Here is a 20,784-nt window from a genome sequence, read left to right as displayed (position 1 = left end):
AGTGAACGCCACGTGGTTATAACACAGATCCCAGGAAGCGCTGAAGCGAGTGCAGAAACCGCTCTGGCACCTCTTCCTGCGGTGAATGGCCGCACGGTAACGCCTCGCCCTGCACCTGGAGCGCCTTGTCCTGCCAGGTGTGCACCACATCATACAGCTGACCGACCGTGCCCTTTTCGCCCCACAGCAGTAACAGCGGACAGGCAATGCGCCGGTCGCTGTCAGCGGCATCGTGTTGCAAATCGATGCTGGCGGCGGCGCGATAATCTTCACATACTGCGTGGATCATCGCCGGATCCCGATAGCAGCGCAGATAATCTTCAAACACCGCCGTTTCGGTCGCGCCCGGCGTTTTCAGTTGGCCATCAATGTGTTTACGCAAAAAGAACGCCGGATCGTGACCAATCATGGTCTCCGGCAGCGGGTGCGGCTGAATCAGGAAGAACCACCAGAAATAGCGCGTGGCGAACGCCTGATCGGTCAGCGCGTACATGGTGGCAGTGGGTGCGATATCGACAAACACGCAGCAGCTGACTTTCTCCGGATGATCGAGCGCCAGCCGGTGCCCGACGCGCCCGCCGCGATCGTGGCCGACAAACGCCACGCGCTGCAGGCCGAGCGCGTCGATCAGCTGGCTGATATCCTGCGCCATGCTGCGTTTGGCATATGGCAGATGCTCAGCGTCACTGGCGGGCTTGTCGCTGTCACCGTAGCCGCGCAAATCCGGCAGGATCACCTGATAATGCTGCGCCAGCTGTGGTGCGATTTTACGCCAGGCCAGATGATTTTGCGGATGGCCGTGCAGCATCAGTAAAGACGAGCCCTTGCCGCCGCTGGCCACGCGTAGCGTAACGCCATTATCCAGCGTCACATCCTGCAGGGTAAAACCGGCGATAAACGGCGACGGGCCGCGGTCGATAATCTTACTCATGGTTGCTCCCTGGTGCGCTGCAGCCACGGACGCTGCGCAAAGTGCTGCGCTTCAAACTGGCTGATATCCGCTTCATATTGCAGCGTCCAGTCCACCGCGCTGCCGCCACCGATTAGCATTTCGCGCTTCAGGGCACTGACCGTAAAGTGAATCACTTCATCCGCGAACTGAATGGTTTGCTGCTCCAGCGACACGCTGATAGTGTTGCGCTGCGCATCGGCGGCCACCGCGCTCAGACGCTGATAATCCGCCTCGCTCAGGCTCAGCGTCAGCACGCCGTTACGCTGGCAGTTGTCGTCAAAAATGCCGGCGAAGCTGGTGCCGATAATCGCGCGAATGCCCAGCTGATTCAGCCCCCACACCGCATGTTCGCGGCTGGAGCCGCAGCCAAAATTGGCGCCAACCAGCAAAAACGTCGCGTTCTGCCAGCCCGGCTGATTAAGGATGAAATCAGGGTTTGGCGCACCGTCGGCCAGAAAGCGCAGGTCAAAGAACACGCCGCGATCCAGCCCCTGCCGGTCAATGCCTTTGAGAAACTGCTTGGGCATAATCACATCGGTATCGATGTTAGCAGCCGGCAGCGGTGCCAGCTTGCCGGTGATGGTAGTGAAAGCTTGCATATTAAACCCCGGATTGCAGATAGTGACGAACATCAACCAGATGGCCCGCCAGCGCAGCGGCGGCGACCATCGCTGGACTCATTAAGTGAGTACGCGCGCCCGCGCCCTGACGGCCGGCAAAGTTACGATTGGTGCCCGATGCGCAGCGATCGCCCGGTGCCAGCACATCTTCGTTCATCGCCAGACACATCGAACAGCCCGACTGACGCCACTCGAAGCCGGCGTCGATAAAGATGGCCGCCAGCCCTTCCGCCTCCGCCTGCTGCCGCACCTGGGTTGAGCCCGGCACGATGATGCCGCGCACGTGCGGCGCGATTTTGCGGGTACCAATCACCGCTGCCGCAGCGCGCAAATCTTCAATGCGCCCATTGGTGCAGGAGCCGATAAACGCGTGGGTGATGGCAATGTCGGCCAGCGGCGTGCCGGCTTGCAGCCCCATGTAGTGCAACGCATTTTTCATCGCCTGCTGTTTCACCAGATCGGGTTCGTCAGCCGGATTAGGCACGTGGCCGCTAATGGCGCAGGCCTGATCCGGGCTGATGCCCCAGGTGACCTTCGGTTCCAGATCGCTGCAATCAATGGTCAGTTGCCGGTCAAATACCGCATCATCATCGCTGCGCAACGTGCGCCACTCGGCCAGCGCCTGCTGCCACAGCTCGCCCACCGGCATTTGCGGTTTGCCGGCAATGTAAGCGTAGACCTTGTCATCCGGCGCGATAATCGCCCCGCGCGCACCGGCTTCCACTGCCATGTTACACAGGGTCATACGCCCTTCCATGCTCAGCGCATCAATCGCGCTGCCGGTAAACTCAATCGCATATCCCGTAGCGCCGGATGCGCCAATCTGTTCGATCAACGCCAGCACGATGTCTTTGGCGGCGCAGCCAAACGGCAGCTCGCCGGTGACTTCAACCCGCATGGTTTTCAGCGTGCGATAAATCAACGTCTGTGTCGCCAGCAGGTGTTCGATTTCCGAGGTGCCGATGCCGAACCCCAGCGCGCCAAACGCCCCGTAAGTGGTGGTATGGCTGTCGCCGGCGGCAATCACCATCCCCGGCATCACCAGCCCCTGCTCGTGCGCCACCACATGTTCAATGCCCTGTCGCGGGTCGAGCACGTCAAACAGCTCAATGCCAAAGTGCTCCGCATTTTTGCGGAAGTAATCGACCTGCAGCTGACCGCCTGCGTCGGTCATCGCCGCATCGCGCACCGGCCGCGTCGGGTTCACGTGGTCAACGTTGAGTAGAATGGTGGCCGGATGGCGCACGCGCCGCGACCGGTCGCGCAGACCGCTAAACGCCTGCGGGCTGGTGTATTCATTGAGGATTGACCGGTCAATGTAGAGCAGCACGTGCCCCTCATCGTCCAGGTGACGTACCACATGCTGTTCGATCAGCTTTTCATACAGGGTTTTGCCCGCCATGCTCATGTCCACGCGAAAGTTAAACAAGTCATCAGAGACCTTAGGGTAAACCCATTCGGCGTCAGATCATCAACACGCTACGTGCAGTGATAGTGCATGATTTGTCATCGCGGCAGCGGATTTAATTTGACCTAAGTCGTGCCCGTCGTTATAAATAATAACCGCGCTCCGTTAGCGGATATATTGTTGCTTTTTCCCGCATTTCTGCTGTATTCCTGCCGTTTATTTCGCCATCCCGCTTTTATGAAAGTTAATTAATTGCCATCAATAGTTAATTAACTAAAAACAAGTTAATCTTTTCGTAACAATCTTTTAATTTGCCAACCGAATTTTTAACGTTCATCTGCAAAGAATAAACAGGACTGGCATGACTCAGACCAAAAAACTTGTGTCCGCGCTTTCGCTGACGGCACTGCTTGTCTCTTCAGCGGTTCACGCTGAGAACGCACCAGAAAAAACCGACGTGCTGCTGATTGGCGGCGGTATCATGAGCGCCTCGCTCGGTACCTGGCTGCAGGAGCTGCAACCGGGCTGGAAACAACTGATGGTTGAGCGTCTCGACGGCGTCGCGCTGGAATCCTCCAACGGCTGGAATAACGCCGGTACTGGCCACTCTGCCAACATGGAGCTGAACTACACGCCAGAGCGTGCAGACGGTTCCATCGATGTGAGCAAAGCGCTGGAAATCAATGAATCGTTCATGATTACCCGCCAGTTCCTGACCAGCCAGGTACAGCGTGGCGTGCTGCACGATCCGCGTTCGTTCATCAACTCCACCCCGCACATGAGCTTTGTCTGGGGCGACAAAAATGTCGAATACCTGACCAAACGCTATGCGGCGCTGCAGAAAACCACCCTGTTCCAGGGCATGAAGTTCTCTACCGATCACAAACAGATCGAGCAGTGGGCACCGCTGGTGATGGAAGGTCGCGATCCGAATCAGAAAGTGGCCGCTACCTGGACGCCGGTGGGTACCGATGTGAACTACGGTGAAATTACCCGTCAGCTGATCGGCAGCCTGCAGAAAGATCAGAACTTCAAGCTGGAAACCTCCTCTGAAGTCACCGATTTCAAACGCAACAGCGACAACTCCTGGCACGTCACCATCAAAGACGTGAAGAGCGGCGCAAACCGTGAAGTGGATGCGAAATACGTATTCATCGGCGCGGGCGGTGCGGCGATTAAGCTGCTGCAAAAAACCGGTATTCCTGAAGCCGATAACTACGGCGGTTTCCCGGTGGGCGGTTCGTTCCTGATGACCGAAAACCCGGAAATCACCAGCCGTCACCTGCAGAAAGTGTATGGTCAGGCTTCCGTAGGCGCACCGCCAATGTCGGTACCGCACATTGATGCCCGTAACCTCGACGGTAAAAAAGTGGTGCTGTTTGGGCCATTCGCCACGTTCTCAACCAAATACCTGAAGAACGGTTCGCTGTTTGATCTGCTGAGTGCCACCACCACCAGTAACTTCATGCCGATGACGCACGTGGGCATCGATAACTTTGACCTGGTGAAATACCTGATTGGTCAGGTGATGCTGAACGATGACGACCGCTTTGCCGCGCTGAAAGAGTACTACCCGAACGCGCGTAAAGAGGACTGGAAACTGATTCAGGCCGGCCAGCGTGTGCAGATCATCAAGAAAGATGCTGAGAAAGGCGGCGTGCTGAAGCTGGGTACCGAAATCGTGACCGATCAGCAGAAAACCGTGGCGGCCCTGCTGGGTGCTTCACCGGGTGCATCTACCGCGGCACCGATCACCCTGAACGTGATGCAGAAGCTGTTCCCGCAGCAGTTCGCGTCACCGGAGTGGCAGCAGAAGATCCGCGCTATCGTGCCAAGCTTCGGCCAGAAGCTGAACGGCAACACCGCGCTGACCCAGCAGGTATGGGATAACACCGCATCCGTGCTGCAGCTGACCAAACCGCCAGTGATTAACATGGACGATCAGCAGTCGGCACCTGCGCAGGCCAAACCGCGCGAAGAGTCCGCGAAGCAGGATATGGCGCTGTAATAGCGCCATCGCTGAGTCAATCGAACCGATGCCGGTGCGCGAGCCATCGCCCACCGGCATTTTTTTGTCTGAGGATTGGCTGATTGCGGTGTCAGGTTGCGCAATAAATTGCGCCGCTACGGTTTGTGCGCGTTGTGATTACTGCACCCTCCAGCCGCACCTTATGTAGCGGCACGATTTATCGTGCTAATTCAAAGGTTGCAAGGCAACAGTACGTGCGGGCTTTGTGAATCTTCCGTAAGGTGCGCATTCATGCGCACCTGGAAAATAATTACGACTTCACGTAATCCGAATAGGCATTTTGCAGCGCGATGTGGTCGGCAATATATTTCGCATCGTGCCACACGCCGTAAATAAACGACGACGCCCGGTTGACCAGATTGGGCAGGCCAAGGAAATAAATACCGCGCTCGGCAGAAATACCGCGCTTGTGGAATGGCAGGCCCTGTTCATCAAACGCATCCACCTGCAGCCAGCTGAAATCAAATTTAAACCCGGTAGCCCAGATAATGGTGCTGATGCCCGCCGCCTGCACTTCCAGCTGCATCAGCGGATTTAACAGGCATTCCGGATCCGGCAACAGCTCCCACGCCTGCGGCTCGGCCGGTAAATCCAGCCCGTTGCGTTCTATGTACGCATCCGCATCGCGCAGCACCTCGAAATAAGCTCTGTCACCTTCGGCGATATTCTCTGCCAGCCCCGGCGCAAAGCGCAGCACGCCGTTATCCCAGCGCTCGGTGATGCCGACCAGCGTAATGCCCATATGGGCCAGCCGGCGGAAATCCACGGTTTTACCGCCTTCATAGCCGCTGACGGCAAAGGCCACGTGCTGTTTCTTCGGCTTGATTTTCACTTCGTCCCACAGCCCCAGCGCGCCAAGCCACCAGCAGTAATCACGGTCGCGATAGGCGCGTGGCGGGCGGTAGTGCTCACCGACCGACAGAAACACCTCGCGGCCGGCCTGACGCAGCTCCTCGGCAATCTGGGTGCCGGACGCACCCGCACCCACCACCAGCACCGCTCCGGGCGCCAGCTGCTGTGGATTTTTGTACGCCGATGAGTGGATCTGCTGCGGCACCGCGCCTTCAGGCACGATGGCCGGGAACGCGGGCTTCTGAAACGGCCCGGTGGCAGCCACCACATTGTCCGCGTCGAATTCTCCCACCGACGTCACCACCCGGAAGCCACTGCGTCCGGGCAGCCGCGTCACCTGCTGTACTTCAACCCCGGTGCGCACCGGCGCGTTGAGCATCTTTGCGTAATCCTCGAAATACTGCGCCATGCGCTCTTTCGGCGGAAACGCCTCCGGTGAAATGTTATCAAACTTCAGCGAAGGAAAGCGGTCGTGCCACGCCGGGCCGTTGGCCACCAGCGAGTCCCAGCGTTCGGAGCGCCAGCGCTCGGCAATGCGGCTGCGCTCCAGTACCACGTGCGGGATCTGCATCTGCGCCAGATGTTCGCTCATGGCGATACCCGCCTGGCCCGCTCCGACAATCACGGTATTGATTTTTTCTACTGACATAGGTCATCCCCGAATAGTTGGCATGCCACCAGCGCGGCGCAAATATTACGCCGCTGGCGATTAACACCAGGTTGTCATGTTTAACGGCGGCCCGATGGCACAGCGAAATTAATGCCCGGCCTCAACGTTTAATATTTTTCCCAGCCCGAAAAATTTATTGGCGATTATTAACATCGCGGCGGTCACCACAATATAAATAACCGACAGCGCCGCCAGCGTCGGGTCGGCAAATTCACGCACGTAGTTGTACATCGCCACCGGCAGCGTCTGCGTCGCCTGGGTGGTAATAAACAGCGAGGCGGTAAATTCATTGAAAGAGAGAATCGCGGCGAACAGCCAGCCACCAAACAGGCCCGGCAGAATCAGCGGCACGGTAATGGTCCATACCACGCGCAACGGCGATGCGCCGAGGCTGGCCGCCGCCAGTTCTATCCGCTGCTCAAGATTTTTCAGCGATACATAGACGCTGCGCAGCACGAACGGCAGCACCAGCACCACGTGGCAGAAAATCACCAGCGCGTAGCCGCGTCCCAGATTGAGCTGTGACACCAGCATCAGCAGGCCGAGGCCAATGGTGAAATGCGGAATAAACAGCGGCGACAGCAGAATGCTCTCCAGCACCTGTTTGCAGGGAAAGCGATAGCGCTCGATGGCAATCGCCAGCGTGGCACCGATGACCACCGCCAGCGTCGACGCCCATGCTGTGACAATCAGTCCGGACCAGAAGCCGTGACGAAAATCGTCGTAGCTCAGCGCCCGCTCGAACCAGCGCAGCGACCAGCCTTTCGGCGGGAAGAACAGCACGGAGGTGCTGCTGAACGACGAGATAAACACCACGACGGTGGGCAACATGACAAACGCCAGAATGGCGATCACCAGCAGTTTACCCAGCAGCGCAATCAGTTTGTCGTTGTGAGAACGGGTCATATCAGTGCCCTCCCATGGCGTGCAGGAAGCGCGTCATGCGCTTCAGCGCCAGCAGCAGCAGAATGGTCAGCAGCAGGCCAGCAATGCTCAGCGCTGCGGCAAACGGGAAGTTCATCGAGGAGAAACCCAGCTGATACACCAGCGTAGCCACGGTACTGACGCGCCCGCCGCCAATCAGTTGTGGCGTCGCGAAAGCGCTGAAGGTCCAGGCAAACGCGGTGGTCAGGCTGGCGATGATGCCGGGAATCGACAGCGGAATGGTCACCGTCAGCAGCGCGCGTACCGGCCCGGCACCAAGGCTGGTGGCGGCTTTTTCGTAGTCCGGATTGATATGTGACAGCGCCGTCGCCAGCATCAGCACCATGATCGGCATGGTGACATGCACCAGCGCGACCACCACGCCGGTCTGGGTAAACATAAACTGGATCGGCTGGCTGATGATGCCCAGCGCCAGCAGCAGGCTATTAAGAAAGCCGCTATTACCCAGCACGATAATCCACGAATAGGTGCGCACCACTTCCCCCAGAAACAGCGGAGTAATCGCGATGATCAGAATGGTGGATTTGATCCACGCAGTGCGGGTGCGCACCAGCGCATAGGCCAGTGGGTAACTCATCAGCAAACCAAACAGGGCCGTTTTGGCACTGAGCAGCACGGTATTGAGAAACGCGTCGCCATAGATGCGTTTGAACAGGCCACTGAAATTGGCCAGCGTAAAGCCGCCGACATCCAGCGAGCCGGGGATGTATGCACGCACGCTGAACTGCATCACCGCAAACATCGCGACGACCAGCCCCATCGCGGTCAGCGTGGCGGGAAGAATGAACCAGGGTAAAAATGTCGGTTTTTTCGTCATGGACGTTACTGCCTGCATAGGTGTTACCGGCTACGGCGAGGCACCCGCCCCGCCGCAGCACCAGGACAATCAGTGAGACATGATGTTTTCAGAGAACCACTGACGCCACTCGGCGGTTTTCTCCGCACGCAGTTGGGGATCGGTATTGATGGTGGCATTCCACTGCGCCGGCGTGGTCAGCATGCCTGGCAGCTTCGCCAGCTCCGGATCGATATGCGCGTTGGTCACCGTCGGGCTACCGCGATAGATCTTCGCCACCTGCTGCTGAATTTCCGGTTTCAGTGCGATGTTGATGAACTTGTACGCCAGATCGGCATGTTTGCTGCCTTTATTGATGCCGACGGTATCCACGCCGAGGATCGCGCCCTCTTTCGGTATCGCCAGCTTAATGTTGACCCCTTCCGCAATCATGCTGTAGGCGTTCATTGACAGCATCACCTGCACCGGCGTTTCTCCGGTGGAGATCAGCTGCTGGCTGTTGGCATCATCGGTGTAGAACGATTTGATGTTAGGAATCAGCGCTTTCAGCTTCGCCTGGCCCTGCTGCCAGTGCGCCGCATCGCTGCCGGAGAGTTTGGCGGCCACGGCGATGATGTGGCTTGGATCCCAGTCGGGCAGCGCCAGCGTACCTTTCAGCTCCGGCTTCCACAGGTCGTTCCAGCTGGTGAAAGTTTCCCCTTTTGGCACCAGATCCGGTCGGTAGCCGATGGTGTAGACGTAGCCCCACACGCCCAGATGATACGGGCTGACTTTCGCCTGCTGCACCAGATTGACCGCATTAGGAATTTTGCTCATGTCGAGCTTCTCGAACAGGCCGCTGTTGGCATACAGATAGCCGACGTGCGCGGTGGTAAAGGTCACGTCAGTTTCCGGCGAACCGCCCGCCAGTTTGGCTTTGTTGAGGCGATCGATGGTGCCGCCGGTGACGAACTGCACTTCGACGCCGGTCTCTTTGGTGAACTCCTTAGCGATGGTTTGATCGATCAGATCTTTAAAGCTGCCGCCCCAGGTGCTGACAATCAGCTTGTCGGCGGCCATGGCATTCCCTGCGCTCAGAATTCCCGTGGTTAACAACGTTAAGGCACACATCTTACGCAACATATTTTTGTCCCCAGTCAATGAAAAGGCTGTTATCGCTGCTCTGAACCACCGTTGATTCGCCACGGCGCGCTGCGCCAAAACAGTGCGAAAGTGAAAAGCAGGTGTCACAGCGATTCTGCCGCTGGCCGATGCTGCGGTAAAACAGCCTTTTCCTCGCCGTTGCATCGGAATTTCTGACGCTAAAAAAGTCGCTGCTTTGCAACGGATTTTCTTAAGCCCTGGTGAGGCAGAAGCGAATGGGCGTGAAGCGTCAGGCAGGGGATTATGCTGCTATTCGCTGTCCGGCATGATAAATGCATGGAAACAGGGGTAAATAGAAAAGCCGGCGCGACAAGATCGCGCTGGCGACACCAGGAGAATCTGCATGCTCAGTCGCATCACCCAGCGCCAGCTGGAATACTTCGTCGCGTCCGGCGAAGCCGGCAGCATTATTGGCGCATCCGAACGTATTCACGTGTCGTCACCGTCGATCTCTGCCGCCATTACCCACATCGAATCCGAGCTGGGGGTGCAGCTGTTTGTGCGCCACCACGCGCAGGGCGTATCGCTCACCGCCATTGGCCATCAGGTATTAAAAGAGGCGAAGCTGATCCTGGAACAGATGTCGAATCTGTATACCATCGCCTCAGAGTCGCTGAATAACGTGCGCGGCCCGCTGCGCGTCGGCTGTCTCGACACGCTGGCCCCGATGCTGACGCCGGAGCTGGTGTTTGGCTTTGGCCGTGCCTTCCCCGGCGTGCGCATCACGCTGGTGGAGGGCAATCATGAACAGCTGCTGAAACAGCTGCGCGCCGCCGATATCGATATCGCGCTGACCTACGATCTGGTGCCGGCCAGCGACATCGCGTTTCAGTCGCTGGCGCAGCTGCCACCGTATGTGATGGTCGGCGAACATCATCCGTTTGCCAGTCAGTCTGCGGTGACCATTCAGGATCTCGCTACGGTGCCGATGGTGCTGCTGGATATGCCATGGAGCCGCGAATATTTTCTCAGCCTGTTTAGCGAAGCGGGCGTGACGCCCAACATTGTGATGCGCTCCGGCAATATGGAAGTGGTACGCGCGATGGTGGCCAACGGCGTGGGATTTGGCATCGCCAATGTGCGGCCCAAAGCCAATCTGTCGCAGGATGGCAAACGGGTGATCCGTGTGCGCCTTGCCGGCGTGAACCGGCCGATGTTGCTGGGATACGCCACGGTGGCCCACGTGCAGCAGTCAATGGTGGTCAACGCCTTCGCCGAACGCTGCCGCATGTTCATCTCCGATCAATACATTCCCGGTATGGCCGCGCCAAGCTACTTCGACCCGCAGGTGGTGCGCGTCGCCTGACGCGCTCAGTAACCCCGCGCGGGAAACACCTGGTTGAGCACCGGCTCGCCGCGCATCACTCGCTGGATGTTATCAGCCACCTGACGCGCGGCGCTGGCCGGGATCGCCACCGACGCCAGATGCGGGGTGATCAGCACATTCTCCATGCCCCACAGCGCATCGTCGGGCGGCAGCGGCTCACGATCGAACACGTCTAATGTGGCGTGGGCGATCTGTCCGCTCTGCAGCGCCGCGGTCAGCGCGGGCTGATCGACAATCGCGCCGCGCGACACGTTGATCAGTGCGCAGCCCGGCGGCAACCGTGCCAGACGCTGCGCATCCAGCAATCCGTGGGTTTGCGGCGTGAGCGGCAGCATCACCACCAGAATGTCGCTGCTGGCCAGAAACGCATCCAGCGCCTGCATACCGCTGACGCAGTGAATGCCGTCCAGCGCTTTGGGCGACCGTGACCAGCCGCGCACGTCGAAGCCCTGACGCGCCAGCTCGCGCGCCGCGTACGCACCCAGTTCGCCCAGCCCCAACACGCCCACGCGAATCGACGCCGGCTCGCGCGGATGCAGATAATGCCAGCGACGTTCACGCTGTGCGCGCTCAAATGCCGGTATGTCACGCGCGTAACGCAGCACGGCAAACAGCACGTAACCGGCCATCATGCGCGCCATATCCGGGTCCGATAGCCGGACGATCGGGATGTCAGGCAGGTCGTCGCGCCCCACCAGCGAGTCGACGCCCGCGCCCAGATTCACCAGCAGTTTCAGCTGGCGATACGGGGCAAAAAAGCCGCGCGGCGGCTTCCACGCCAGCGCAAACTGCACGCTATCGGCATCCGCAACCTGATCGGCACGGCAGATAGTGACATCCGGTAATTGTGGTGCCAGCAGCGCCGACCACGCCTCGAAGCTGTCGAACTCGCTATAAAACACCAGCGTCGTCATGCGCTGGGCTCCTGTAGCAGCGTCGCCAGCGCATCGATAGCCAGTTCATAACCCAGCGCGCCCAGCCCGGCGATCACGCCGGTGGCGGCTTTCGACACCAGCGACTGATGACGAAACGGCTCGCGCTGCCAGATATTGCTCATGTGCGCTTCGATGATCGGGCCATCAAACATCAGCAGCGCATCCAGAATCGGTACTGATCGGTACGATAATCCGGCGGCATTGATGATCAGCCCGTTTGCCTGCTGGCGCGCTTCCTGAATCCAGTCCACCAGCACCCCTTCATGGTTGCTCTGACGAAACTGCAGCCTGAGGCCGTGCGCGTCGGCGCGCCGCTGACAGCGCTCGCCGATGCTGGCGAAACTGTCGCTGCCGTAAGTACCGTGGCGATCCATGCCGTAAAGATTGGCATTGGGCCCATTAAGAAAGAAAATCTGAGACATGGCGGCTCCGTTACAGGTGCGGGCGCGTCGCGGCCATCGCCGGGTGCGCGTCAAAAAGGGCAAACCAGGCGGCGCTCTGCGGATGTGTGGCGCGCCAGTTGAGTTCAGCAAAACGGAAGTCGAGGTAGCCCAATCCGCAGCCGATGGCGATCAATCCGAGATCGTCGGGCGTGCGGCTGAACGCCTCCGCCTGCTGCTCAATGGCCGCCAGCGCAGCCGCCACTTTGGTCAGCTGCGCATCTCGCCACGCTGACCACTGCTTTTCCAGCGGGCGGGCGCTGGTTTCGTAGCGCGCCAGCAGCGCGGCGTCCAGCAGCCCATCACCCAGCGCCTGGCGCGTAAGGCACAGCCAGCGTGCCTCGCTGTCTGCCGGCAGCAACTGGCCCGCAGCGCGCTGGTTAAGGTATTCGCAGATCACCCGGCTGTCGTACAAACATAGCCCCTGTTCGGTGCGCAGCGCTGGCACTTTAGCCAGCGGATTAAACGCGGCAATGCGCGCATCGCGCTCGATGGGGTGCGCCGCCGACGCCAGCAGGGTGATCTCCGGCGCCAGACCCAGCAGCTGGGCGCACACCATCACTTTTCGCACGTAAGGCGAGGTAGAGGCGTAATAGAGCTCCATCATGACGTGACCTCCGCATCTGGCAGCAGCAGCACTTTGCCGATATTGGCATTGGCTTCGAGGATGCGGTGCGCCTGCGCGGCGGCCGTCAGCGGCAATCGCTGATGCACCTGCGGCGTGATGCGCCCGGCGGCCAGTAAAGGCAGCAGATGGGCGCGCACGCACTGCGCCAGACGCGCTTTTTCCGCCGCGCTTTTCGGTCGCAGCGTGGAAGAGGTCAGGCTTAAACCTTTGCGCATGATCAGCTGTAAATCGATCTCCACCGTGGCCCGCTGCATAAAGGCGAGGCTGACGTGCCGCCCGCCCGCTGCCAGCACGCTGAGGTTGCGCGCAATGTAGTCGCCGCCGACGTTATCCAGCACCACATCCACGCCATGTTCCCGGGTCAGCGTCTGAATCACCGCCACAAAATCTTCGCTATGGCGATCGATGGCGCGCCACACGCCCAGCTGCTGCAGCGCGGCAATTTTTTCCGCACCGCCGGCGGTGGCAATCACCCGCGCGCCACAAGCCTGGGCGCACTGGATCGCCAGCGTACCCACGCCGCTGGCCGCGCCGTGAATCAGCACGCTGTCGCCCGGCATCAGACGCCCCAGCTCAAACAGGTTGTGCCAGACGGTAAACGCGGCTTCGGGAAACCCCGCCGCGTGGCTGAGCGGCAGCGTGTCCGGCACCGGCAGGCACAGTTCGGCGCGCGCCACGCAGTATTGCGCATAACCGCCGCCGCTCAGCAGCGCCATCACCGCCATGCCAGGCTGCAGTTCGCTGACGCCTGCGCCGAGCGCAACGATGACGCCCGCCGCTTCCAGCCCGAGAATATCGCTGCAGCCTGGCGGCGGTGGCATGCCGTTGCGCTGCAGAATATCGGGCCGGTTAACCCCTGCGCTGACGACGCGCAGCAGCACTTCGCCCGGTCCCGGCTGCGGCACCGGGCGCTGCACCGCAGTCAACACCTCTGCACCACCCGGCTGCGCGGCGATGATCGCCGTCATGGTTTCCGTAGTCATGCGTTAACCCTGTGCGTCGCTGGCGAAGGCGCAAACGCCCTCGTCATCAAAAGTCAGCCCTACCACGCTGCCGACCGGCCAGCGCGTCAGCGCGTCCAGTCCGGACTGACGGGCAAACAGTGAGGCACTGCCGAGCGCCGGAATGTCGAGGTGCACGTCAACGTGATCGCCCTGAAACACATGCGTCAGTACCGTGGCGCTGAGCAGCGCCTGCGGACCGAGCGGCGCCAGCTGCACATTTTCCGGACGCACATACACATCGAGCCGGTCGCCGACGCTGGCCTGCACCCGTTTGGCCGGCAGGCGCAGCGTGTTGCCGCCCAGCTCCAGCAGCGCGCTGGTGTCACGGCCGGCGTAGCGGCCCGGCAGAATATTCACGTCACCGACGAAGCTGGCGACAAACGGATCCTGCGGGCGGCGATAAATCTCATCCGGCGGCCCAATCTGGCGCACGTGACCGGCCGACATCACTACCACGCGGTCGCTCATGCTCAGCGCTTCGCCCTGATCGTGGGTGACGAAGACCGTGGTCACGCCGAGTTTGCGCTGAATCGCTTTCAGCTCGACCTGCATGGATAAACGCAAATTTTTGTCCAGCGCGGAGAACGGCTCATCCAGCAGCAACACTTTGGGACGAATCACCAGCGCGCGTGCCAGCGCCACGCGCTGCTGCTGCCCGCCAGACAGTTCACGCGGCTTGCGCTGGCCGTAACCCGCCAGCTTCACCAGCGCCAGCGCCTGCCCGACCCGCTCGGCGATTTCCGCTTTCGGCACGCCGCGCATACGCAAGCCGTAGCCGACGTTTTTCTCCACCGTCATGTGCGGAAACAGCGCGTAGTTCTGAAACACGATGCCGATCTCGCGCTGATAGGGCGGGATTTCCGTTACCAGGTCGCCATCGATAAAAATCTCACCGCCGTCGGCTTCGGCAAAGCCGGCCATCAGGTTCAGCAGCGTGGTTTTACCGCAGCCGGACGGGCCGAGCAGCGTAATGAACTCACCTTCATGGATGGTGAGAGAAATTTTATGCAGCGCGATGGCATCACCAAAGCGCTTCAGGACGCCATCCAGCTGCACCGCCACGTTGGCCTTATGCGGTGCCGATGACAGCGGCTGCGGAAACGGGGTTACTTCTGCACTGACCATACAATCTCCGGATTCGGACGGGGTGGCTCGTCGCGGGTTCATTCGCACATCCAGGTCGCCAGCCGGCGTAACAGGCTGTCACAGGCGTCCAGCTGTGCGAGGGTGATAAATTCGTCGGGCTTATGGCCCTGCTCCATACTGCCGGGACCGCACACCACACAGGGGATGCCGGCGGCGGCAAACAGTCCGCCTTCAGTGCCAAACGCCACGGTGCCGAAGCTGTCGCTGCCGCTCAACCGGGCAATCAGCTGTGCCGCGGCACTGTGCGCGGCGGTATCCAGTCCGGGATAGGCGCTGAGCGGCGAGAAGCGGATGGCGCTGGCGGGCTGCACCGCGCGCATCTGCGGCTCCAGCGTCTGCTGCGCATACGCCACCAGCTCCTCTGCCACCTGCTGCGCATCCTCCTGCGGCAGCGTGCGCACTTCGAAATCAAAACTGCAGGCGTCTGGCACGATATTCAGCGCGCGTCCGCCGTGGATCACCCCGGTTTGCACGGTGGTAAATGGCGGATCGAAGCGCGCATCCTGTCGTTCCGGCGCCGCCAGACGTTCACCGATGACGGTTAAGCGCTGGATCAGCTTCGCGGCGTATTCAATCGCATTGACGCCCTGCGGCGCGTACGCCGAGTGGCAGGCCGCGCCCTGCACTTCGCAGCGCATTGCCAGCTTGCCTTTGTGGCCCAGCACCGGACGCAGTTCTGTCGGCTCGCCAATCAGGCAGATCGCCGGTCGATCGCTGCGCTGCGCCAGCGAATCCACCAGCGAGCGCACGCCGAGGCAACCCACCTCTTCGTCATAGGAGATAGCCAGATGCAGCGGCTGACGCAGCGGCTGGGCGAGAAAATGCGGCACCGCAGCCAGCATGCAGGCGAGGAAGCCTTTCATGTCTGCCGTGCCGCGTCCGTACAGCTTGCCGTCACGTTCGGTGAGCGCAAACGGCGGCACCGTCCACGTCTGGCCATCAACCGGCACCACATCGCTGTGGCCCGATAGCATCACCCCGCCGCTGCCGGCTGGCCCGAGCCGCGCATAGAGATTGGCCTTGCTGCGTTCTGCGTTGTGCATCAGTTCACAGGTCACGCCCAGCCCGCTGAGGTAGCGCCAGCAGAAATCGATCAGCGCCAGGTTGGATTCGCGGCTGGTGGTGTCGAAAGCCACCAGATGTTCGAGCAGGTTACGGCTGGTCAGCATCGCGTCTCCTCTCGCTTATTCATCGCCCGGCACGCCGTAACGGGGTGCCAGCGTAGGATTGAGCGCGCGCGTCAGGTAATCCTGCATCTGCGGCTGATAGGCCAGCCACAGCTGATGAAGTTCCGCGATGGGATCGCCCTCCGTCCAGTCAACGCGCAGATCAACCAGCGGCCACGACGGTTCGCCCACCACTGCCAGCGCCGCCGAATGAACCGGCCCGGCTTCGCCTCCGGCGGCCATCCCGGCCTGCATGGCCGCGATTAACCGTGCGGCCAGTTCGCCCGGCTGCTGCGTAAACGCGCTGACCATCGCCGCAATCACCTCGGGATTCGCCAGCAAATTACCGGCCGCTACGCAGTCGCTGCCGCACAGCGCGTGATTCACCCCCAGCGTGTGCGTTCCGCTGAAGCAGGCACTGCTGCCGTCGGCCGCCAGCACCGTAAGCTGGCGATAATCAAAAAAGTCATCGCTGGCAAGGCCGCTCTGCAGCGCCTGCTGCGCCGTCTCGCCCTGACTCAGCCGATCAAGAATGCGCGGGCCCAGCGCCGGCAGCGTGATGTTCTGTGTGGAGACCGCGCCGACGCCGGCGCGCAGCCACGGACAGCGTGCGCCGACCGCAATACTCGACGAGCTGACCGCAATGCCCAGCTGGCCGGTTTTCGAACAGCGTCCAACAATCGATAACGTCATGATGCGGCGCTCCTTATTGCGGCTGCCAGTCGTCGGGGATCACCGCAATCACGTCGATCTCCATCAGCCACTGCGGCTGGCCCAGTCCCGAGATCACCAGACCGGTGGAGATGGGAAACACGCCTTTCAGCCACTTGCCCACCACCTGATACACCGGCTCGCGATAGCGCGGGTCGATGATGTAGGTGGTGGTTTTCACGATGTGCGACAGGTCGCTGCCCGCTTCTTCGAGCAGTTGCTTCACGTTTTTCATCGCCTGCTCGGCCTGCGCTGCCGGATCGCCCAGCCCCACCAGGTTGCCTTCGAAGTCGGTGCCAATCTGGCCACGCACGTAAACGGTGTTGCCGGCGCGCACTGCCTGACACAGGTCGTTGTCCAGCGACTGATTAGGATAGGTATCTTTGGTGTTGAATTTGCGGATGCGGGTATGGGTGCTCATGATGCCTGCCAGCGTTTAATTGGTTTCCGCAAGGTATACCGGGCTTAGCGCAGCAGGGAAAACAGCATTAACTGAGGTGTTGCTTTGAAAAATCCGAAGGAGTGCGGCAGGCCTGCTGGCCCGCCGGTGAGTGATTAATGCGCAGCCTTATTTAGCCGCATAAACCGCATCACAAAATGCTTTGCGCGCGCCCAGTTTGGCTGACAGGCGTGCAGCGGCTTCGCGCATCAACACGCCTAACTCTTCATCTTTGCGATTCAGCGTCAGACGCGAAACCGGGCCGGTCAGCGCCAGCGCAGCGGTCAGCCGGTCATTTTCGGCGAATACCGGTACGGCAAAGGCCGCGATGTGCGGATCGCGCGCGCCCGAACTGAATATCGGCAGCGACGGCAGCGCATCGAAGAGATTTTCATTCATGCCCCAGAAACGCAGCACCTTACTGATGGCTGAGTTATCGAGCGGAAAAATCGTCCCCGGCAGGCGCGTATGACGCAGGCCATCAGACGATTCAGCACGAAACAGGCACAGACGCTGGCCGTTATCCAGTACGTACCAGCTGGCGCTCTCGTTAGTCGCCGTTGCCAGCGCCTGCAATTCCGGCTGCACCACGCTGGCCAGATGGAAGGATTGCTCATAAAGCTTGCCGAGGTATAACAGACGCGGGCCGAGCGTGTAGACCCCGCTGTCACTGCGCACCACATAGCCCATCCTTTCCAGCGAGTTCATCAGACGATAGACAGTGGTTTTGTGATAGCCGGAAAGCTGCGACAGCGCAGTCAGCGACAGGCTCTCTTCGCCCGGCTTAAAACAATCCAGCAGGGACAACGCCTTCTCCACCGCATTAACGCCTTCATTTCCCATTTTTTCCTCCTGATTTGTGCCGTCCTGAGTGTACCTGAAAACTGTGAGTCACATCGTGTTTACATCACAAACACCTTCGTAACACTGGCATGCGGCGTCAGATCGTCGATATAGTTGTTTTATATTGTACAACATTGTTGTACCAGGTAAAACAAACCACGAGGTGAATTATGTCTGTGTCTGCAAATAACCTGATCAACCGCAACATCGAGCGCGTCAGCGCCCTGTCCGTCAGCCAGGCCGCCGCATTCCAGGCGGCGATTCTGGCCGATGTCGCCGGTCGTCGCGGCACCCTGCATGGCCGCGTTAAGCCGCTGTCGCCGCAGATGAAAGTCGCCGGGCCGGCCATCACGGTGGAAGTGCGTCCGGGCGATAACCTGGCGATTCACGCGGCGCTGGCTATCGCCCAGCCGGGTGATGTGCTGGTGGTGGACGGCAAAGGCGATATCAGTTGCGCGCTGCTGGGTGAAATCATGGCAACCCAGGCCGAAGCGTCCGGCATCGCCGGCATCATCATTGATGGTGCGGTGCGTGATGCTGACGCCCTCGCGCAGGGCAGCTATCCGGTGTTTGCGGCCGGCCTCAACCCAAGCGGCCCCACCAAAAGTATTCCCGGACGCGTTAACCATCCGGTGTCGGTGGCCGGTGCGTCGATTGAGCCGGGCGACCTGGTGGTCGGCGATGCCGATGGCGTGGTGGTGATCGCTAAACAGGATGTGGAACGCATCATTGCCCTGGCGGCGAAGAAGCTGGACGCCGAAACGCGCCGCATCGCGGGTATTAAGCAGGGCGATTTGCGTCCGGGCTGGCTGGAAGGTGCCCTGCGCGCGGCGGGTATGTTAGCAGAAGGAGAATCGCTGTAATGAGCAACGTAAAAACTATCCTCATCACCGGCAGTGACCTGGCTGCTGAAGCCGTCGAGCTGCTGCAGGACTATCAGCTGATTTATGCCGGACGCCAGCCGCAGGAAGCCGATTTGATCGCGCTGTGTGAGCGCCATAATCCTCAGGCGATCATTGTGCGCTATGGCAAAATCAACGGGCGCATCATGGACGCCGCGCCGGCGCTGCGCGTGATCTCCAAGCACGGTAGCGGTATTGACGTTATCGATCAGCAGGCGGCGGCGGAACGCCAGATTGCGGTCCGCGCGGCAGTGGGTGCCAATGCCGCTGCCGTGTCGGAGCATGCCTGGGCGCTGATCCTCGCCTGTGCTAAATCCGTGCCGCAGCTGGACCGCCGGATGCGCGACGGACACTGGGATAAAGCGCAGCATAAATCACTGGAGCTGGAAGGACGCACGCTCGGCCTGGTCGGCCTGGGTGCCATCGGCAGCCGCGTGGCGCGCATTGGTCAGGCCTTCGGTATGCAGGTGCTGGCCTACGATCCTTATGCGCAAACCTTGCCGGCTGGCTGTGAAGCGGTTGAATCACTGGATGAACTGTACAGCCGTGCCGATGTGGTGTCGCTGCACTGTCCGCTGACGGACAGCAATCACCAGATGATCAACGCGGCCGCCCTCGCCCGTTTTAAGCCTGGCGCGATTCTGATCAACACCGCACGCGGCGGACTGATTGACGATCAGGCGGTGGCGACCGCGCTGCAAAACGGCACGCTGCGTGCCGCCGGACTGGACAGCTTCACCAGCGAGCCGCTGACTGCACCGCATCTGTGGCAGTCGCTCAACAATGTGATTATCACGCCGCACATTGGTGGCGTGAGCGACAATGCTTACGTGCGCATGGGCACCGGTGCCGCGCGCAACGCGTTGCAGGTTCTGCAGGAGCAGGAGGCGGTATCATGACCGTGCTCACCGTACCGGAGGTGCGCGAGTTAACGCTGTTTTCGCGCCTGCCGGAAGCGTTTCGCCGGCCGGACGCCGGCAATGTCTGGGCTGCCGCCAATCGCGGCGGCCAGCTTACCGACTCCTTTCTCGAAGGCCCGGTGTGGCATCCCTCCGGCTGTCTGTATGTCACCGACATTCCCTATGGCCGCATCTTTCGCGTTGATATGAGCGGCAACTGGGAGCTGGTGGTGCAGTATGACGGTGAGCCCAACGGCATGAAGCTGACCGATCCGGACACGCTGATCATCACCGATTACCGTAACGGCCTGATGAAGCTGTCAATCAGCAGCGCCACTATCACGCCGTGGCTGACGCGGCGTAATAGCGAAAGCTTTCGCGGCGTCAACGATTTAACGCCTGACAGTCGCGGCAATCTCTATTTTACCGATCAGGGCCAGACCGGGCTGCACGATGCCAGCGGACGCGTCTATCGGCTCAGTCCGGATGGCCGGCTGGACCTGCTGCTGGATAACTGCCCGAGCCCGAACGGCCTGGTGCTGTCGCCGGATGAGAAAATCCTCTACGTGGCGATGACGCGCGGCAACTGCGTGTGGCGCGTGCCGCTGCTGGCGGATGGTTCGGTGAGCAAAGTTGGACTGTTCTTTACCTCGCACGGACCCAGCGGGCCGGACGGGCTGACCATCAATCAGCGCGGTGAACTGCTGATCGCCAATCCCGGCCTGGGGCGCGTCTGGCGTCTTAACGATCTGGCTGAACCGGAAGAGATTCTGCTCAGTCCGCTGGGTCGCTCCACCACCAACCTGTGCTTCGGCGGGGCCGACCTTAATCAGCTGTTTATCACCGAATCGGTCAGCGGCAGCATCCTGACCTGCACCCAGAACACGCCAGGCCGCGCGTTGCCGGCCATCGATACCTCGTTTCTCTGA

21 protein-coding genes are annotated in these 20,784 nt (G+C 60.5%); 5 read left to right on the top strand and 16 right to left on the bottom strand.

Annotated elements, in window-relative coordinates:
* Window positions 1-16: 16 nt before the first annotated feature.
* The 3 genes from ABVR31_RS19350 to leuC are packed head-to-tail and all read right to left on the bottom strand — an operon-like array spanning window position 17 to window position 2,974.
* Window positions 17-931 carry an alpha/beta fold hydrolase gene (locus ABVR31_RS19350; RefSeq protein WP_372774146.1) on the bottom strand — a complete coding sequence of 305 codons (915 nt, stop codon included), beginning with the start codon at window positions 929-931 and terminating at the stop codon, window positions 17-19.
* Window positions 928-1,551 (bottom strand): 3-isopropylmalate dehydratase small subunit, encoded by a 624-nt coding sequence (leuD, locus tag ABVR31_RS19345; protein ID WP_058775054.1) that lies wholly within the window; start codon window positions 1,549-1,551, stop codon window positions 928-930. Before leuD ends, ABVR31_RS19350 begins: the two co-directional genes overlap by 4 nt.
* Window position 1,552: 1 nt before the next feature.
* A complete protein-coding gene (gene leuC / locus ABVR31_RS19340; RefSeq protein ID WP_058770123.1) occupies window positions 1,553-2,974 on the bottom strand; it encodes a 3-isopropylmalate dehydratase large subunit in 1,422 nt (473 codons plus the stop codon).
* Between the two features lie 367 nt (window positions 2,975-3,341).
* On the opposite strand from leuC, the gene mqo reads away from it, so the two are divergent.
* Window positions 3,342-4,988: a malate dehydrogenase (quinone) gene (gene mqo, locus ABVR31_RS19335; RefSeq protein WP_021509488.1), complete on the top strand. Its 1,647-nt coding sequence runs from the start codon at window positions 3,342-3,344 to the stop codon at window positions 4,986-4,988.
* Window positions 4,989-5,259: 271 nt separating this feature from the next.
* Here mqo and ABVR31_RS19330 read toward each other — a convergent pair whose 3' ends face one another.
* The 4 genes from ABVR31_RS19330 to ABVR31_RS19315 all read right to left on the bottom strand — a co-directional run bounded on the left by ABVR31_RS19330 (window position 5,260) and on the right by ABVR31_RS19315 (window position 9,394).
* Window positions 5,260-6,510, bottom strand: a complete 1,251-nt coding sequence (locus tag ABVR31_RS19330) for an NAD(P)/FAD-dependent oxidoreductase (RefSeq protein WP_150059059.1) — start codon at window positions 6,508-6,510, stop codon at window positions 5,260-5,262.
* Between the two features lie 108 nt (window positions 6,511-6,618).
* Window positions 6,619-7,437: an ABC transporter permease gene (locus ABVR31_RS19325; RefSeq protein WP_021509490.1), complete on the bottom strand. Its 819-nt coding sequence runs from the start codon at window positions 7,435-7,437 to the stop codon at window positions 6,619-6,621.
* A gap of 1 nt (window position 7,438) precedes the next feature.
* Entirely contained in the window at window positions 7,439-8,293 is an 855-nt protein-coding gene (locus ABVR31_RS19320; protein WP_021509491.1) for an ABC transporter permease, read from the bottom strand.
* Window positions 8,294-8,362: 69 nt separating this feature from the next.
* Complete coding sequence (locus ABVR31_RS19315; protein WP_058758799.1) at window positions 8,363-9,394, bottom strand: polyamine ABC transporter substrate-binding protein; 1,032 nt, start codon at window positions 9,392-9,394, stop codon at window positions 8,363-8,365.
* Window positions 9,395-9,758: 364 nt separating this feature from the next.
* Here ABVR31_RS19315 and ABVR31_RS19310 point away from each other — a divergent pair, with 364 nt between their 5' ends.
* Window positions 9,759-10,721, top strand: coding sequence for a LysR family transcriptional regulator (locus ABVR31_RS19310; protein WP_021509493.1), 963 nt, complete (start codon window positions 9,759-9,761; stop codon window positions 10,719-10,721).
* Window positions 10,722-10,726: 5 nt separating this feature from the next.
* On the opposite strand, the gene ABVR31_RS19305 is transcribed toward ABVR31_RS19310, so the two are convergent.
* From ABVR31_RS19305 to ABVR31_RS19265, 9 genes are all read right to left on the bottom strand, one after another.
* Window positions 10,727-11,656, bottom strand: coding sequence for a 2-hydroxyacid dehydrogenase (locus ABVR31_RS19305; RefSeq protein ID WP_372774142.1), 930 nt, complete (start codon window positions 11,654-11,656; stop codon window positions 10,727-10,729).
* The gene (locus tag ABVR31_RS19300) at window positions 11,653-12,099 is read right to left on the bottom strand and encodes a type II 3-dehydroquinate dehydratase (RefSeq protein WP_088517647.1); all 447 of its coding nucleotides are present in this window, start codon (window positions 12,097-12,099) and stop codon (window positions 11,653-11,655) included. Before ABVR31_RS19300 ends, ABVR31_RS19305 begins: the two co-directional genes overlap by 4 nt.
* Before the next feature lie 10 nt (window positions 12,100-12,109).
* Entirely contained in the window at window positions 12,110-12,724 is a 615-nt protein-coding gene (locus tag ABVR31_RS19295; protein WP_325924251.1) for a glutathione S-transferase N-terminal domain-containing protein, read from the bottom strand.
* On the bottom strand, window positions 12,721-13,728 hold the full coding sequence (locus ABVR31_RS19290; protein WP_325924252.1) for an NAD(P)H-quinone oxidoreductase: 1,008 nt from the start codon (window positions 13,726-13,728) through the stop codon (window positions 12,721-12,723). Before ABVR31_RS19290 ends, ABVR31_RS19295 begins: the two co-directional genes overlap by 4 nt.
* A gap of 3 nt (window positions 13,729-13,731) precedes the next feature.
* Window positions 13,732-14,874, bottom strand: a complete 1,143-nt coding sequence (locus ABVR31_RS19285; protein WP_325924253.1) for an ABC transporter ATP-binding protein — start codon at window positions 14,872-14,874, stop codon at window positions 13,732-13,734.
* Between the two features lie 38 nt (window positions 14,875-14,912).
* Entirely contained in the window at window positions 14,913-16,064 is a 1,152-nt protein-coding gene (argE, locus tag ABVR31_RS19280) for an acetylornithine deacetylase (RefSeq protein ID WP_058758804.1), read from the bottom strand.
* 15 nt (window positions 16,065-16,079) lie between these two features.
* Window positions 16,080-16,754 (bottom strand): DUF1028 domain-containing protein, encoded by a 675-nt coding sequence (locus ABVR31_RS19275; protein ID WP_372774139.1) that lies wholly within the window; start codon window positions 16,752-16,754, stop codon window positions 16,080-16,082.
* A 13-nt stretch (window positions 16,755-16,767) separates the two neighbouring features.
* Entirely contained in the window at window positions 16,768-17,193 is a 426-nt protein-coding gene (locus ABVR31_RS19270) for a RidA family protein (RefSeq protein WP_021509501.1), read from the bottom strand.
* Between the two features lie 147 nt (window positions 17,194-17,340).
* Window positions 17,341-18,054, bottom strand: coding sequence for an IclR family transcriptional regulator (locus tag ABVR31_RS19265; protein WP_021509502.1), 714 nt, complete (start codon window positions 18,052-18,054; stop codon window positions 17,341-17,343).
* 170 nt (window positions 18,055-18,224) lie between these two features.
* Between ABVR31_RS19265 and ABVR31_RS19260 the strand changes: the two genes are divergently transcribed.
* From ABVR31_RS19260 to ABVR31_RS19250, 3 genes are read left to right on the top strand one after another with little or no spacing between them, the layout of a single operon-like run.
* Window positions 18,225-18,917 carry a diguanylate cyclase gene (locus tag ABVR31_RS19260; RefSeq protein ID WP_021509503.1) on the top strand — a complete coding sequence of 231 codons (693 nt, stop codon included), beginning with the start codon at window positions 18,225-18,227 and terminating at the stop codon, window positions 18,915-18,917.
* Complete coding sequence (locus ABVR31_RS19255; RefSeq protein WP_372774135.1) at window positions 18,917-19,855, top strand: hydroxyacid dehydrogenase; 939 nt, start codon at window positions 18,917-18,919, stop codon at window positions 19,853-19,855. Before ABVR31_RS19260 ends, ABVR31_RS19255 begins: the two co-directional genes overlap by 1 nt.
* Entirely contained in the window at window positions 19,852-20,784 is a 933-nt protein-coding gene (locus tag ABVR31_RS19250; protein ID WP_021509505.1) for an SMP-30/gluconolactonase/LRE family protein, read from the top strand. The genes ABVR31_RS19255 and ABVR31_RS19250 overlap by 4 nt, the downstream gene beginning before the upstream one ends.

The sequence above is a fragment of the Pantoea sp. WEP genome, assembly GCF_041678305.1.
GTDB classification, from domain to species: Bacteria; Pseudomonadota; Gammaproteobacteria; order Enterobacterales; family Enterobacteriaceae; genus Pantoea; species Pantoea dispersa.
Note: the sequence above shows the minus strand (reverse complement) of the source record. Positions and strands in the feature narration are given on the sequence as shown.

Bases quoted from the DNA above. Each gene is read 5' to 3' on its own strand.
- ABVR31_RS19350 (WP_372774146.1), bottom strand. From the start codon at position 931: ATGAGTAAGATTATCGACCGCGGCCCGTCGCCGTTTATCGCCGGTTTT.
- leuD (WP_058775054.1), bottom strand. From the start codon at position 1,551: ATGCAAGCTTTCACTACCATCACCGGCAAGCTGGCACCGCTGCCGGCT.
- leuC (WP_058770123.1), bottom strand. From the start codon at position 2,974: ATGGCGGGCAAAACCCTGTATGAAAAGCTGATCGAACAGCATGTGGTA.
- mqo (WP_021509488.1), top strand. From the start codon at position 3,342: ATGACTCAGACCAAAAAACTTGTGTCCGCGCTTTCGCTGACGGCACTG.
- ABVR31_RS19330 (WP_150059059.1), bottom strand. From the start codon at position 6,510: ATGTCAGTAGAAAAAATCAATACCGTGATTGTCGGAGCGGGCCAGGCG.
- ABVR31_RS19325 (WP_021509490.1), bottom strand. From the start codon at position 7,437: ATGACCCGTTCTCACAACGACAAACTGATTGCGCTGCTGGGTAAACTG.
- ABVR31_RS19320 (WP_021509491.1), bottom strand. From the start codon at position 8,293: ATGACGAAAAAACCGACATTTTTACCCTGGTTCATTCTTCCCGCCACG.
- ABVR31_RS19315 (WP_058758799.1), bottom strand. From the start codon at position 9,394: ATGTTGCGTAAGATGTGTGCCTTAACGTTGTTAACCACGGGAATTCTG.
- ABVR31_RS19310 (WP_021509493.1), top strand. From the start codon at position 9,759: ATGCTCAGTCGCATCACCCAGCGCCAGCTGGAATACTTCGTCGCGTCC.
- ABVR31_RS19305 (WP_372774142.1), bottom strand. From the start codon at position 11,656: ATGACGACGCTGGTGTTTTATAGCGAGTTCGACAGCTTCGAGGCGTGG.
- ABVR31_RS19300 (WP_088517647.1), bottom strand. From the start codon at position 12,099: ATGTCTCAGATTTTCTTTCTTAATGGGCCCAATGCCAATCTTTACGGC.
- ABVR31_RS19295 (WP_325924251.1), bottom strand. From the start codon at position 12,724: ATGATGGAGCTCTATTACGCCTCTACCTCGCCTTACGTGCGAAAAGTG.
- ABVR31_RS19290 (WP_325924252.1), bottom strand. From the start codon at position 13,728: ATGACTACGGAAACCATGACGGCGATCATCGCCGCGCAGCCGGGTGGT.
- ABVR31_RS19285 (WP_325924253.1), bottom strand. From the start codon at position 14,874: ATGGTCAGTGCAGAAGTAACCCCGTTTCCGCAGCCGCTGTCATCGGCA.
- argE (WP_058758804.1), bottom strand. From the start codon at position 16,064: ATGCTGACCAGCCGTAACCTGCTCGAACATCTGGTGGCTTTCGACACC.
- ABVR31_RS19275 (WP_372774139.1), bottom strand. From the start codon at position 16,754: ATGACGTTATCGATTGTTGGACGCTGTTCGAAAACCGGCCAGCTGGGC.
- ABVR31_RS19270 (WP_021509501.1), bottom strand. From the start codon at position 17,193: ATGAGCACCCATACCCGCATCCGCAAATTCAACACCAAAGATACCTAT.
- ABVR31_RS19265 (WP_021509502.1), bottom strand. From the start codon at position 18,054: ATGGGAAATGAAGGCGTTAATGCGGTGGAGAAGGCGTTGTCCCTGCTG.
- ABVR31_RS19260 (WP_021509503.1), top strand. From the start codon at position 18,225: ATGTCTGTGTCTGCAAATAACCTGATCAACCGCAACATCGAGCGCGTC.
- ABVR31_RS19255 (WP_372774135.1), top strand. From the start codon at position 18,917: ATGAGCAACGTAAAAACTATCCTCATCACCGGCAGTGACCTGGCTGCT.
- ABVR31_RS19250 (WP_021509505.1), top strand. From the start codon at position 19,852: ATGACCGTGCTCACCGTACCGGAGGTGCGCGAGTTAACGCTGTTTTCG.